The 12,864-nt window shown below is 62.7% G+C and carries 13 protein-coding genes; 2 read left to right on the forward strand and 11 right to left on the reverse strand.

The window, feature by feature from the left end; translation table 11 throughout:
• Positions 1–40: 40 nt before the first annotated feature.
• The 9 genes from BPHYT_RS25285 to BPHYT_RS25325 form a co-directional block, all read right to left on the reverse strand.
• Positions 41–1,117, reverse strand: a complete 1,077-nt coding sequence (locus BPHYT_RS25285; RefSeq protein WP_012426959.1) for a GlxA family transcriptional regulator — start codon at positions 1,115–1,117, stop codon at positions 41–43.
• A gap of 40 nt (positions 1,118–1,157) precedes the next feature.
• On the reverse strand, positions 1,158–1,925 hold the full coding sequence (locus BPHYT_RS25290) for a CbtA family protein (RefSeq protein WP_012426960.1): 768 nt from the start codon (positions 1,923–1,925) through the stop codon (positions 1,158–1,160).
• A 14-nt stretch (positions 1,926–1,939) separates the two neighbouring features.
• Positions 1,940–2,149 (reverse strand): CbtB domain-containing protein, encoded by a 210-nt coding sequence (locus BPHYT_RS25295; RefSeq protein ID WP_012426961.1) that lies wholly within the window; start codon positions 2,147–2,149, stop codon positions 1,940–1,942.
• Between the two features lie 57 nt (positions 2,150–2,206).
• Positions 2,207–2,587: a nitrile hydratase accessory protein gene (locus BPHYT_RS25300; RefSeq protein ID WP_012426962.1), complete on the reverse strand. Its 381-nt coding sequence runs from the start codon at positions 2,585–2,587 to the stop codon at positions 2,207–2,209.
• Between the two features lie 12 nt (positions 2,588–2,599).
• The gene (gene nthA / locus BPHYT_RS25305) at positions 2,600–3,223 is read right to left on the reverse strand and encodes a nitrile hydratase subunit alpha (RefSeq protein WP_012426963.1); all 624 of its coding nucleotides are present in this window, start codon (positions 3,221–3,223) and stop codon (positions 2,600–2,602) included.
• A 43-nt stretch (positions 3,224–3,266) separates the two neighbouring features.
• On the reverse strand, positions 3,267–4,010 hold the full coding sequence (gene nthB / locus BPHYT_RS25310) for a nitrile hydratase subunit beta (protein ID WP_012426964.1): 744 nt from the start codon (positions 4,008–4,010) through the stop codon (positions 3,267–3,269).
• A 30-nt stretch (positions 4,011–4,040) separates the two neighbouring features.
• The gene (locus BPHYT_RS25315; protein ID WP_012426965.1) at positions 4,041–4,544 is read right to left on the reverse strand and encodes a DUF1097 domain-containing protein; all 504 of its coding nucleotides are present in this window, start codon (positions 4,542–4,544) and stop codon (positions 4,041–4,043) included.
• A 68-nt stretch (positions 4,545–4,612) separates the two neighbouring features.
• Positions 4,613–5,596 carry a CobW family GTP-binding protein gene (locus BPHYT_RS25320; RefSeq protein WP_012426966.1) on the reverse strand — a complete coding sequence of 328 codons (984 nt, stop codon included), beginning with the start codon at positions 5,594–5,596 and terminating at the stop codon, positions 4,613–4,615.
• A 423-nt stretch (positions 5,597–6,019) separates the two neighbouring features.
• Positions 6,020–7,570 (reverse strand): alpha/beta hydrolase, encoded by a 1,551-nt coding sequence (locus BPHYT_RS25325; RefSeq protein WP_012426967.1) that lies wholly within the window; start codon positions 7,568–7,570, stop codon positions 6,020–6,022.
• Between the two features lie 118 nt (positions 7,571–7,688).
• Between BPHYT_RS25325 and BPHYT_RS25330 the strand changes: the two genes are divergently transcribed.
• Together BPHYT_RS25330 and BPHYT_RS25335 are read left to right on the forward strand one after the other, a co-directional pair.
• The gene (locus BPHYT_RS25330) at positions 7,689–9,071 is read left to right on the forward strand and encodes an NAD(P)/FAD-dependent oxidoreductase (RefSeq protein WP_012426968.1); all 1,383 of its coding nucleotides are present in this window, start codon (positions 7,689–7,691) and stop codon (positions 9,069–9,071) included.
• A 284-nt stretch (positions 9,072–9,355) separates the two neighbouring features.
• Positions 9,356–9,670 carry a DUF3303 domain-containing protein gene (locus BPHYT_RS25335; RefSeq protein WP_012426969.1) on the forward strand — a complete coding sequence of 105 codons (315 nt, stop codon included), beginning with the start codon at positions 9,356–9,358 and terminating at the stop codon, positions 9,668–9,670.
• A gap of 124 nt (positions 9,671–9,794) precedes the next feature.
• Here the strand turns inward: BPHYT_RS25335 and BPHYT_RS25340 are convergent, their stop codons facing one another.
• Both BPHYT_RS25340 and BPHYT_RS25345 read right to left on the reverse strand, forming a co-directional pair.
• Positions 9,795–10,922: a formylglycine-generating enzyme family protein gene (locus BPHYT_RS25340; protein WP_012426970.1), complete on the reverse strand. Its 1,128-nt coding sequence runs from the start codon at positions 10,920–10,922 to the stop codon at positions 9,795–9,797.
• A gap of 56 nt (positions 10,923–10,978) precedes the next feature.
• Positions 10,979–12,631: a sulfatase-like hydrolase/transferase gene (locus tag BPHYT_RS25345; RefSeq protein ID WP_012426971.1), complete on the reverse strand. Its 1,653-nt coding sequence runs from the start codon at positions 12,629–12,631 to the stop codon at positions 10,979–10,981.
• Positions 12,632–12,864: the final 233 nt, after the last annotated feature.

The following is a 12,864-nucleotide window of genomic DNA, read 5'->3' on the forward strand; positions in this document are numbered from 1 at the left end:
GGGCGTGGTCAATCGTATCCAGGTGCGTGCCCGAACGGAGTCATTCCTCAGCCAAAGTGCGGGCCTTGATCGACGTATTGATAGCGCGGCTCGCGCTATCCGCGTGACGCGTTTCAGCGAGCACCGTGCCCACGCCGTTTCTGGACGATCCATTGCTCGACCTGAACCGTTCGCGATACTCCGCGGGATTGATCTGCAGACGCCGCTGGAAGATGCGGCGAAACCCGTCCGTATTGTCGAATCCGCAACGGCGCGCGATTTCACGCAAGGGCAAAGTGGTGGCTTCCAGATAATGCCGTGCCGCGTCGATTCGCGCGTGGCTGAGGAATGTCATCGGCGTGACGCCGCATTCTTTCATGAAGGTCCGCGACAGATTGCGCGCGCTCATATGCGCGCGTTCTGCGAGCGTGGTCACCGTATGATCGACATGCAGATTGTCGAGCATGTACTGCTGCAACAAGAGCGTTTGCGTCGACGGCGAAGCCTGCACTTCGAGTAGCGGACTGAATTGCGACTGGCCGCCCGCACGGCGAAGATAGACCACGAGATATTTGGCGACATCGAGCGCCATTTGCCGGCCGAAATCGGCTTCGATCATCGCGAGCGACAGGTCGATCCCGGCGGTCACGCCAGCCGTTGTGAAGATGCTGCCGTCCTGCACGTAGATATGGTCGGGCTCGATGCGCGCCTTCGGAAAGGTGGCCGCGAGGCGCGGCACGTCCATCCAGTGCGTGGTGACCACGCGGTTGTCGAGCAGCCCGGCCGAACCGAGCGCGAACAGGCCGTTGCAGATCGCCGACATGCGCCGGCATTGCTTGTGCCGATCCTTGAGCCAGCCGCTCAGCGCGGGGTCGTCGAAGGCCTCGAAAATGCCGAGGCCGCCTGGCACGATGATCGTGTCGAATTCCGGGCACACGTCGAAAATGGTGCGGTCGGGCATGATGGTCAGCCCGCTCGAAGACTGCAGGCTGCCGCGCGTGGTGCCGACGGTCAGCATTTCGTATTCCGACTCACCCTTGCTGAGTATTTTCACTTCGGCAAAGGCGTCTTTCGGACCGGCAATGTCGAGCAGCTGGAAGCCGGGAAAGACCACCATGCCGACTTTGATGTGTTTCATCAGCCCATCTCCGTTGTGGCAGTCAGTCTATCCAGAAACATTAGAGCCGGCCATCCGCCATAAAAGCCCGGGAAACGCGCGCACGAGCGTCCTGCTCGCGACCCGCCGGCACGCAGCGTTCGGCCAGCGCGCCGAACAGCAAGCCGATGGTCGTCCAAAGGATCGCCTGCATGCCGAGCGCCGCCAGCCGGAACTGCCAGAGCAGCGTGGCGGGAAACGCCGCCGGAACTTCGTTAATGCTCGGCAACGCGAGTTGCCCTGCGGCAATGATAGCGACGAATACGGCTCCCGCTGCGATCGAGGCATTCCATGTCCCGAGTCGCGCACTCGCCAGTCTTCTCACCTGCAACGACAACACCAGCGCGGCGATCGACACGGCAATCATCAGAAAGTAGAGTCCGGTTCGATAGGCAATCGTGTCCGGGTCGCCGACCGACGGCGGGTTGGCCGGATACTTCAGGTTCGGCACCACGGAAAGCGTGACGAAAGCCGCAAGCGCGATCGTCGCCGACAGCGCCCGAGCGCCGTATCGGCCGGCGCGGCCATATGCGAATGCAAAGGTCAGTGCAAACAGGCCGCCGAATGCCGCGCCGTAAGTCACCACCCCGGTCAACAGCCCAAGACCCGCCTGCGTCTCGCGGCTGACGAGCTCAGGCTCGGGCGCCTCGCCGCGCGCGGCGGCCGCGTGCTCTTCGAACGATATGGCCTGATCCACGCGCGGCTCGCCCGCGATTTTCGCAAAGCCGAACGTCACCAATCCAGCGACGACGCCGGCAAGCATGCCGCGCATCAATAGTTTTCCGACCATGACGACCTCGCGGATTAGTGGCAGGGGAAACCGAGCAGATGGCGGCCGTCGTGGACGAATTCATGCACGTACATGCCGGGAACGATCGAGGTGGCGCCTTGTTCGGCACCGACGAAATACAGCGCGAGCAGCATTAGCAAACCGCCGAAAACGATCCACGGAAGCAACTCGCGCAGCGGAATCGGCGTCAGTTCGGCAGTTGGGTGGAGGACAGCATCGCTCATGACAGGCATCCTTTGAAATCGAGAGTCAGTTGATAGAAGAGTTTGAAGCGGCGTGTTTCAAGCGGTCGGCAGGTGAGAAGCCGGCGCATTGACTTGCATGGGCCGGCGCGCGGTCATGATTCTCGCGAGTTCGTCGCGGGACAACACGCCGCTTGCTTCGACCACGTCCAGCAGCGCTTCCAGAAAGCGCTCGTAGTAGTCCCAGTGCGGCGGTGCGGCGCAATCGGCCGGAGCGTTTTCCCAACGCGCGATCGAGGCGATCAGGCACTGGCGAAAATCTTCCCACTCGAAATACCCCGCTTTCGAGAGCGACAACGCGAGGCCAAATGCATCCCGCTCCCAGCGATTGGTGAAATACAGCTTGCCGTCGAGCCGGGGCGGCGAATCGATGGCGCCGAGCATCGATGTGGCGGCATATTCCTCGAAGCGTGTGAACATCGCAGGCTCCCTTCAAGCGGCGGGCGGGGCGACGAGGGCCACACCCATCATCGATTCCGGCGTGATGAGCGCGGCGAGTTCCTGTTCGCTCAGATGGTCGGTGTTCGCGGGCCGTTCCGGGACCACGAACCAGCGGATCTGCGCGCTGCTGTCCCACACTTTCACCGCTTTGCCGGGCGGCACCTCGACGCCGAATTCCTTCAGCACCGCACGCGGCTTGCGCACGCCGCGCGCGCGAAACACGGGATCCTTGTACCAGTACGGCGGCAGTCCGAGCACAGGCCACGGATAGCACGAGCACAATGTGCAGATGATGAGGTTGTGCACGTCCGCGTCGTTGGCGACGGCGGCCATGTGTTCGCCTTCCGCGCCCGCCATGCCATCGGGTAAATCGAGTTCGGCGATCGCAGCCGGCGTATCGGCGACGAGGCGCTTCTTGAACTCCGGATCGATCCATGCTCGTGCAACGATCTTCGCGCCGTTGAACGGTCCCGCCATGGTCGCGAAGTGTTCGAGTACGGCATCGACGGAATCGCTGCCGATCACGCCTTTCTCGATCAGCAGTGCTTCGAGCGCGCGCACCTTGGCGGCGCTCGACGCTTCCCGGTCGTCGGGAAACTGGAACAGGTTGCTCATATCGTTCTCTCTCGTTGTGCAATCGGGTTTCGTCGCAAAGATTTCAATGTGCTGGCAAGACGTAGGCTTCGTACAGGTCTGCGTAAATCGTCGTGTGCTCCTCGCTTTTTCCGGAGCCCCAGATGTGGGCGGCGTCGAACGCAATCCGGTACACGGGCATCGGCTCGCCGATTCCGTCCGGCCCCGTCGACACGAAATATGAAAACGCGCCGGGATAGACGAGGTCGACCAAGCCGGTCTTGTTGCGCAGATAACCGGGCAGACGCGTATGGTCGACCGCATCCGGATCGGCAATACGCACGGTATCGCCGGCCTTGAAACGCGTTGCGCCATCCAGCGCGTGGGCGCCGGAATCGCCTTTCTGCAGATAGGCGCCGATCTGCGCGCCGATCGCTTCGTTCGGTTTTTCCGGCAGCGCGGCGTCCGGATTGGCGCGGAAGAAGGCCGTTTTTTCGCCCAACTCCTCGGCGCTGATATAGCCCTGATCGATGAAGAACTGCGAAATGCCGCCGAGCCATTTCTCGTAGTAGCGGTACTTGAAGTACTCGAACGGCTGCATGTCTTCTGCGCCGGTTCGCAGCGAAGCCCACGTCCAGTCGTTTTTGAATGACGTTGGCAATTCCTTTACCGGGTACGCATGGATGGCGTCCGAGAGATGCGCGCTCTCGGCCATCATCACCGTGTGAATGCCGAAGATGCGTTTTTCCCACGGTTCGACGAACACGCGTGTTTCCGTGCTGACAGGTCCGAGATTTTCAATGCCGCCAAGGTGATGCTGTAGTTTCACGATACGCTCCGCAGACGGATAGGAATCGAATTAGCTGAGTTGATGGGTGCGCTTGAACGACAGCGCGTCGCCGAGTTTTTCGGAGGCGAAGCCGAACAGCGCGCCGGTCACGAGTGCGGCCGCGGCCACGAGCGCCGGGTTGCCGATGCCGGCCGTGGTGATCGGCCTGCCGCTGGCCACAGTGGTGCCGACGGTCGACGCGAAGCCCCACACGATTGCGGGCAGCACGTCGAGCAGCCTGATCTTCGACGCCTGAACCATCAGCGCGCTGCCGATTCCGACCGCCACCGCGATGCCGAACGGCGTGGTGGTCATCGTCGCGATGCCGAGGAGCGTGAGCGAGCTGATGACAAGACCTGTCAGATTCGACGCCACGCTTTTGACGAAGCCGGCGTTGCCGCCGCCGAGCACGAAGAACGACGCCCATGCGATGAACGTCACCCACACCGGCACCGGAAAAATGGTGCCGGTGAGCCATGTGTCGACGACGGCGAGAACGCCGATGCTCACTGTGTATGCCTCAGGTTTCTTCATTTGCCTGCTCCTCGATAAAGGATGGAAGTGTGGTGATACGAAAGGGGGAAAGTGGCGTTGGCGAGGGCTCAGCTGTGCACGGGTTCGTCGATGCAAGCGAGCAGGCCGTCGCGCATGACGGCGGCATCGATGCCCCGGCCGATCACGACGAAGCGGCTTTCGCGCGTTTCGTCGCGTGCCCAGGCTTTGCCGAAGCGCGTGTCCATCAACATATGCACGCTGTGAAAATAGAGCCGCCGCGCCTCGCCACGCATGTTGAGCACGCCCTTCATGCGCAGCAGGTGCTGTCCATGCGTTTGCACGAGCTGATTGGCCCAGCGGTTGAAGCGCGCGGCGTCCACGTCGCCCGGCACGACGAACGCGCAAGATGCAATCGAGTTGTCGTGTTCGTGATCGTGTGCGCCGTCGTCCAGCAGATCGGGTTCGATCGAGAGCAGGTTGTCGAGCGAGAAGCTACGCACGCCGAGCAGCGCGTTCACGTCGATCGCACTGTGGGACGTGAACTCGAGCCGCGCGGTCGGATTCAGCGTCGCAATGGTGTCAGCTAGCGCTGTGCGTTGAGCGGGTGTGGCGGCATCCGTCTTGTTGATGACGATGCGGTCGGCGAAGACGATCTGCTCTCGTGCGATGTCGTCGCCAAGCTGCGCGTGCGCATGACAGGCATCGACCACGGCGACGACGGCTTCGAGTTCCACGCGCTCGCGTACGTCGGGGTCGGCGAGAAATGTTTGCAGTACCGGTGCGGGGTCGGCGAGTCCGGAGGTTTCCACGATTAACCGCTCCAGCCGGTCGCCGTAGCGTGTCAGTAACTCGCGCACGCTGGCCACCAGATCGGTACGCACGGTGCAGCACACGCAGCCGTTGTTGATCTCGACCACGGCTTCCTCGTCGGCCACGATCAACTGGCCGTCGATGCCCACCTCGCCGAATTCATTGACAATGATGCCAATCGCCATCGGCCGGGTTGCATCGAGAATGTGATTGACGAGTGTGGTCTTGCCCGCGCCGAGAAAGCCGGTAATGACCGTCACGGGGATTTTGCCGAGTCGCATCGTTGTCATCCTTTAGAGTCGTTCAACCGTCTTGGCTCGCTGATTTCGCGTGCCGGTACAAACGAAGTTGGATCGTCTTTAGCGACTTCCGGGCCGCATTTGACGTGCTGTCCCAGTCGGCGCCTTAGTTGGCATGATCTGCCGGGGTCGGTGGCCGGATGTGTCCGATTTGCAGAAAACGGCCATGAAGGCCTTTGTTTCGTCGTCTCGCGTTTAGCAACGTAAGCGTGCCGGTGAGAAGCCGTTGCGCTCAATCAGTGCATGTGCGGTCCAGAAGCGTGCGATTTGTCGGAGCAAAAACGCCGCTGAGTTGCACGAAGGTGCACCTGGCTGTCTGACCATTCGCGCACGGTCGATGTGGCGGATTGCCTCTTGATCGCACGCTGTGCGACGGATGCCTTGTGCCCGATCTCCCGGTCGCGATTACCCAGTGAGACTGCCGACAAATTGCCTGATGTTGTCGAGGACAGGCTGCTGATCGCCCGCGAAGGCCCAGTGATCGGCGCCGTCAAGTTCGACGAATCGAGCCTGCGCGATGTGGCTGGCGAGATGCCGGCCCGCGCCGATGCGAACGGCGCGATCGTCGTGGCGATGCAGCACCAGCGTAGGCACGGAAATTCGGCCCAGCAGATGCCGCACATCCATGTCGCGCAAAGCCTCGAGCACACCTTTGATGGCGCCCGGGCTCGACGCGGCCCGCAGCAAGCCTGCCCACCAGGCTCTCGCCTGTGGGTCGACGGACAGGCTCGGCGCGAATGTCTCGATGCCCGTGGGGCCGCCCCAGGCTGCGACGAGCTGCTGCAGCCACATGTCGTACTGACCGGTGTGAAGCGCGTGGGGATAGTCGCTCGTCGCGGTTCCTTTCGCCAACGAAGCAAACAGAATGAGGCCGGCGACGCGAGCGGGGTGATCGACGGCAAACCTGATGCATGCCGGTCCGCCTTCTGACGCACCGAACAGCACGACCCTCCGGCTGCCGGCGGCATCGAGCACGGTGCCGATGTCCTGCGCGGTCGCGTCGACGCCCGGATTGAACCCGACCCGGTCGGACAGCCCGACGCCGCGTCGATCGAGCAGGATGAGGCGGCCCATCCCGGCAAGGGAGGACAGGAACGCCCGGCAGCGAGGCTCCTCCCACAGCCGTTCGACGTGAGACACGAAACCTGGCAGCACCAGCACATCGATGCGGCCGGCGCCGTAGGTCTGGTAGGCGAGATGGACGCCGTTACCGCTGACGTAGCGCGTCGACGGCGGGTCCTCGAAGGGCAACGCCGCACCGGCATCGAGCAGGGCGAGGGTCTCGGATTCGGGCGCCACATCGAGCTCGTCGCGAAGCCGTTGGGTCAGGGCCGCGAGGTGCCGCTGGGCCGTGGCCTGGTCTCCGGCGAGCATAAGATTGCGGATGAGGTGCCGCCCGTACACTTCGCTGAACGGATCGAGCTCGACAAGACGGCCGGCGTGCGCGGCTGCGGCCGCGTAGTCGCCGGCTGCGTTCCTGTCGTGCACCACTCGCTCGAGCGCCTGGATCGCCCGGCTTCGCAGAGCCTCGCGGCGAAAAAAAGCCCACTCATCGAACTGCGGGCAGTCGCCGGGCGAAAAACCGTCGAGAAAGTCGCCGGAATAATGGCGGCACGCCCGCTCAAAGTCGCCACTATCGCAGGCTTGCTCGAACAGTTGGGAATCCACTTGCAGACCGATCGCCGCCGACCATCGGACGGTTGACCGGTCTGTCGCGAGAACGTCGTCGCCGAGCGTGTGCTGGAGGCGATGCAACAGACGCCGCAGCCGCGCCCGCACAACCTCTTCGCCGCCATCCGGCCACAACATTGCAGCGACGGCATCGCGCGCGACCGGGCCATTCGCTTCGGCCAGATAGACCAGCAGGGCCAGGCCTTTGCGCAAGGGCAACTGGCAGAGCCGGTCGTCCTGACGGATCTCCGGAAATCCAAGCGTCCGCACGCTGAACAGAGCCATGGCGAGTCGACTCTCGATGATGGCGTCCGGGGGACGCCCAGGGGACGAGGCAATCCTACCATTCCGTGCAAGCGATGGTCACCGGACGCATCGCCTTGGATTGAACTGGAGAATTGCCATGAAGAACGTGGGAGAACATGCAATCGTGATCGGCGCCAGCATGGGCGGGCTCCTCGCCGCCCGCGTGTTGGCGGATTTCTTCACCACCGTCACCGTGCTGGAACGCGATGCGTTTGCAGCAGCTGACCTGCCGCGCAAGGGCGTGCCGCAGGGCCGTCATACCCATGGGCTTCTTGCGCGCGGCAGCGCGATACTCGACGAATTCTTCCCCGGATATAACCATGAGGTTGTCGCGCAAAGCAACGGGTTGATCGGCGATGTAGCGAACGACGTGATCTGGATAGGCCGCAACGTCAGGCTCGCCAACGGCGCGAGCGACCTGACCGGTCTGCTTGCGAGCCGCCCCGTGCTCGAAGGTCATTTGCGCCGGCGGCTGCTGGGGTTGACGAACGTGCGCGTCGTGGAAAATTGCGCTGTGCGAGGTCTTGCCGCCGACCCCGCTCGCAGGTGCGTGACAGGTGTGCGCGCCTGTGTCGAGGGCAACCCGGAAGAGACCATTGAAGCGGACCTTGTCGTCGATGCGACTGGCCGCGGCTCATCCAGTGCGGCGTGGCTCGAGGAGCTCGGCTACTCGTCGCCCGCCAAAGAGGAGGTCGAGATCGGCATTTGCTATATGACCCGTACCTATCGACGCCGGCCGACTGATCTCGACGGTAAGCACGGTATCGTTGTCGCCGGGAGTGCGCCGAACTGGCGCAACGGCGTCGTGCTTGCGCAGGAAAACGATAGCTGGATCGTCAGCGCCGGCGGTTTTCTCGGCGACGACGCACCCGGCGACGACCAGGGCTTTCTCGCCTATCTGGCGACGCTGCCGACCATGGAAATTCACGACCTGGTCGCAAGAGCGGAGCCGCTCACCGACTACAGACGCTATCGCTACGTCTCCAACCTGCGTCGGCGGTACGAGAAGCTTGCGCGCTTCCCCAAAAATTATCTGGTTTTCGGCGATGCCATCTGCAGCTTCAATCCTGTCTACGGGCAGGGCATGACGGTCGCGGCGGAGGAAGCACTGACGCTGCAGCGCTGCCTGCGCACGGGTCCGCGCGATCTTGCGCGCCGATTCTTCAGGGCGGCCGCGAAGATCGTCGATATTCCGTGGGACATCGCGGTGGGCAACGACCTCCGCCATCCACAAGTCAAAGGCGCGCGCTCGCCGATGCTGCGTTTCATCAACTGGTATATCGGCAAGCTTCACCGTGCCGCTACGCGCGACAGCACGCTGGCGATTGCGTTTCTGAAGGTCGTCAATCTGATGATGCCGCCGGCGTCGCTGCTCAGCCCTGCGATCGCCTGGCGGGTCTGGCAGGGCAACCGGCGGGCCGCGCTACCGGTTGCCTCGCCTGCCATCGAAGCGGCGCGGCGCAATAGCGTGTCGTCTTGAGTGGACGCCGGTGCGTTGCGTGCCTGATCGATAGTAGGGGTGAATAGCAGGCAATTTGCCATGAACCGCCGTTCGCAGTGACATCTCCATCGAATGTCTCTTGCCGTGAGCTAAGCTACTTTAAACACGTAAAGCGACCCTCACTGACCGCTTCGAAGCGGTGCACAAGACGGGCAACAGCAGTGGGCATTCGTCGCCGCTGCTCCAGTTGTAGCTTGCTGATTCGCTAGCCCGTCCAAACGGCGAGCGTTCTGGCGACATTGATGTGTAGAAGGAGGATGGCCATGAAGTACATCATTAGCTGGTTTGAACGCACACAAGGTTCGCCTCTGGAGTACGAGAATGCCCAGAAGCGAATCCTTGACGTCTTTGGTCAGTGGAAAGCGCCAGAGAACTTCAAGATCGAATTTTTCGTGGTGCGTGTCGGGGAGTGGGGTGGGCACATGCTGGTCGACTGCGACGATCCGTTAGCGGTTCACAAAGTTTGCTCGACATTCCCCGCATTTGAATTTCGGGCGCACCCCGTTGTTGCCGTCGAGGACGCAGTCCGGGTCGAACTCGAAGCGATTGCCTGGCGAGACGGTTTGAAAAGTAAATGAGATCCGGGAGGACCTTGTCGGCTTCACCGCCAGTGAACTTCACCGCCAGTGAACTTCACTGCAAGTCAAACCGAGACACCGTCCTCTTTTTTGAGGTGGCCAGCATCCGGGCATCAGCGTCACCTCAATGGCGCGACTCCCGCTTCCACTCGTCTTCGTCCATGGCCAGCCGGAAGCCAAGATGCGACATGCCATTCATCGGGTCCGTGCCGCGGCGCGCGCTGGTTCGGTAGCTGATGCAGTAAGTTTCACTGCACAGGAACGAACCGCCGCGCGTCACGCGTTCCGGGGCCGCGGCGGTCGGACCGTTGCCGGGATCGTAGCTCGAGACCGGGCCGTGAGGATCGCTAACCACATGCCCGGACGCCGCCTCGACGCGAAACGCGTCCGCGCGATACCAGTCGGCGACCCACTGCCAGACGTTGCCGGCCATGTCGTAGAGACCATAGCCGTTCGGCGCGAAGCTGCCCACCACGCTCGTCCCCACTTGAACCTTCTCGTGGCTGCCACGGTCTGCGGTGACGGGGAACGGGCGGGCCGCATCGTCCCAGGTGTTCGCCATCTTTTTGCCGGCCGGCGCGAACTCGTTGCCCCACGCATAATCGGCCTGCTCAAGGCCGCCGCGTGCCGCGTACTCCCATTCGGCTTCGGTCGGCAGCCGCTTGTGTGCCCAGCGCGCATAAGCGAGCGCATCCTCGTAAGAGACCTGCACGACGGGATGATGGTCCATGCCGGCGATGCTGCTGCCCGGTCCGCCCGGATGCCGCCAATTGGCACCGGGCACAAATTTCCACCAGCGCGAGTAGTCGTTCAGCGCGATGGGCGCGTCGCTGCCGGTGAAGACGAGGCCGCCGGGGACGAGCGTATCGTCCGCGGGGCGCGGTGTGCCAGGCGGCAACTGAACCGCCAGATCTTCCCAGCGCGGCTTGCGTTCGGCTGTCGTGACATAGCCGGTCGCGGCGACGAACCGGGCGAATTGCATGTTGGTGACATCGTAGCGGTCGATCCAGTAGCCATGGACCTTCACCTCGTGCGCGGGCCGCTCGTTGGGCAGCGCGCGTGGGTGCTCGCTGCCCATCATGAAATTGCCGCCCGCGATCCACACCATGTCTTTCGGTCCGGCCACGCCGTCGCCGACGGCAAGCGGCGCGGGGCCCTTGACGTGCTCATACGCGGCGACGGCGGTGCCGGCGATGACAAAAGCGATCGCGACGGCGGCCGCCCCGTACCCATGCTTGTTCGCTAACTTCATTGCAGTTTCCAATGCCAGAAGCGCCGACATCGGACGGGACGTCGGCGCGGTCAAGCCTACTTCAGCGAGGCCTGGGTTTTCGGGGGATATTTCTTGAGCACCTGCTGATAGCGGGCGAACTCCATCACGAGCGGCACGCTGACCGGGATATGGCGGATCGCGATCGACTCCTCTTCCTTGGGATCCGTGTAGAGGTTGAAGACCAGCGCGGTCCATGCATTGCCGAGCATTCCCGAGAAACCGCCGTTGTAGCCTTTCTGCGTGACGGCGTCGGGAAGCTGGAATTTCTTCATCAGCTTGAACTCGTCGACGCGCACAGCCGAAAGCTCATCGTTCCAGAAGTAAAAAACGCTGCGCCGGTTTGAGACGCCTTTGTCGGCGAGCAGGAACGAGGTCTGGTCGATGCCGTCGAGATAGGTCGTTGCCGGGACCAGCTTTGAGACGCCCGCACCCGGCGTACCGGACAGCGCCACCGACGTGTTGAACATGTCGGCGAAGTCGAACAGGCCGTCCGAGCGGCCCGGTTCGATCATCCCCTTCCAGTAGACGAAGAAAGGCGAGCGCACCGCGCCTTCCCAGGTCGAGCCCTTGCCGCCGCGGAACATCGAGCGGGCGGCCGGCTGCACCTCCTGTTCCGGGCCGTTATCCGATGCGAAAAAGACGATCGTGTTATCCAGTTCGCCGTTCGCCTGCAGCGTGTCGATCAGCTTTTTGAACATGTCGTTGACCTGCACGATGCAGTCGCCATAATTCGTGCGCGCCGCCGAACGCCCGCTGTAGTACTCGTTCGGATAGTTGTCGAAGTGGCAGGCACGCGGAGCGTAGTACAGGAAGAACGGCTTGGTGGCGTTCTTCTGCCGGTCGAGGAAGCCGACCGTGTAGTCGAGCCACTTGGTATCGAGATCCTTGATGGTGTCGGTGTTGATCTCATACAGGCTTTCGATCTGGCCGCCCTTGACGGCGTGTACGTCGCTCTTGTTGAACGGCAGATTGAGGATGTAGCGATAACGCTGCGGGCTCAGCGCGATCTCCGGGTTGTATTGCGGGTCGCGCCACTCGGTGTACATGTCCGACACCGAGAGGAAGCCGCGGAAGTCGTCAAAGCCGACGTTCTGCGGCTGCGAGCCGGCGTTTTCGCCCATGTGCCACTTGCCGACGGCCTGCGTCGTGTAGCCGGCGCGCGAGAGCAACTGCGGCAACGTCGTCAATCCTTCGAGACCACCCGGCTGGCCGTACATGGGTGGGATCTGGATGCCATGGTGGGCCATGTTCTGGCCGGTCATGATGGTGGCGCGGGTCGGCGAACAGCTCGGCTGCGAATACGCCGAACTCAGGATAAGGCTTTGATTCGCGATGCGGTCGATGTCGGGCGTGGCGTTGCCCACCGCCTCGCCGCCGCCGTTGAAGCCGAAATCACTATAGCCGACGTCGTCGAGCAGGAAGATCACGACGTTGGGGCGTTTGCCGGTTTTTTTCTGCAGGGCTTCCAGCTTGCGAACGGCCTCCTGCTGCTGGTCGCCGTGCGCGATGGCCGGTTCCATGTTGTCCGCGAGCTTGACCGTGCGGGCCGCCAGATACTGATTGGGCTGGTCATAACCCGCCAGCCCCGGCTGCTTCGTGGGTTCGGTGATCGTCTGCGCGCCGGCCAGGTGCGAGATGGCCAGCGCCGCTCCTGCCGCCAGAAGCAAGGCTGGGATGATACGTTTCATGTCGTCTCCTTCCATGGTGGAGATGGGCGGCGACGGTACGGTTGACGGCCGCAGGACGAATCATGGTCTGAACACCGCTCGAGCTGCCGTCGGGTTCGCACGATAGATGCCAACATTGCCTCGAACGCGCCGGTCCATCATGGGCGCAATATTCGTGTCGGCGTGCCGCGCAGTCACCCCTAATTACGGGGGGGAGAATTTGTTGCCCCGATCGCTTACCGTGCCTTACCCTG

It is taken from the genome of Paraburkholderia phytofirmans PsJN, assembly GCF_000020125.1.
Lineage (GTDB): Bacteria > Pseudomonadota > Gammaproteobacteria > Burkholderiales > Burkholderiaceae > Paraburkholderia > Paraburkholderia phytofirmans.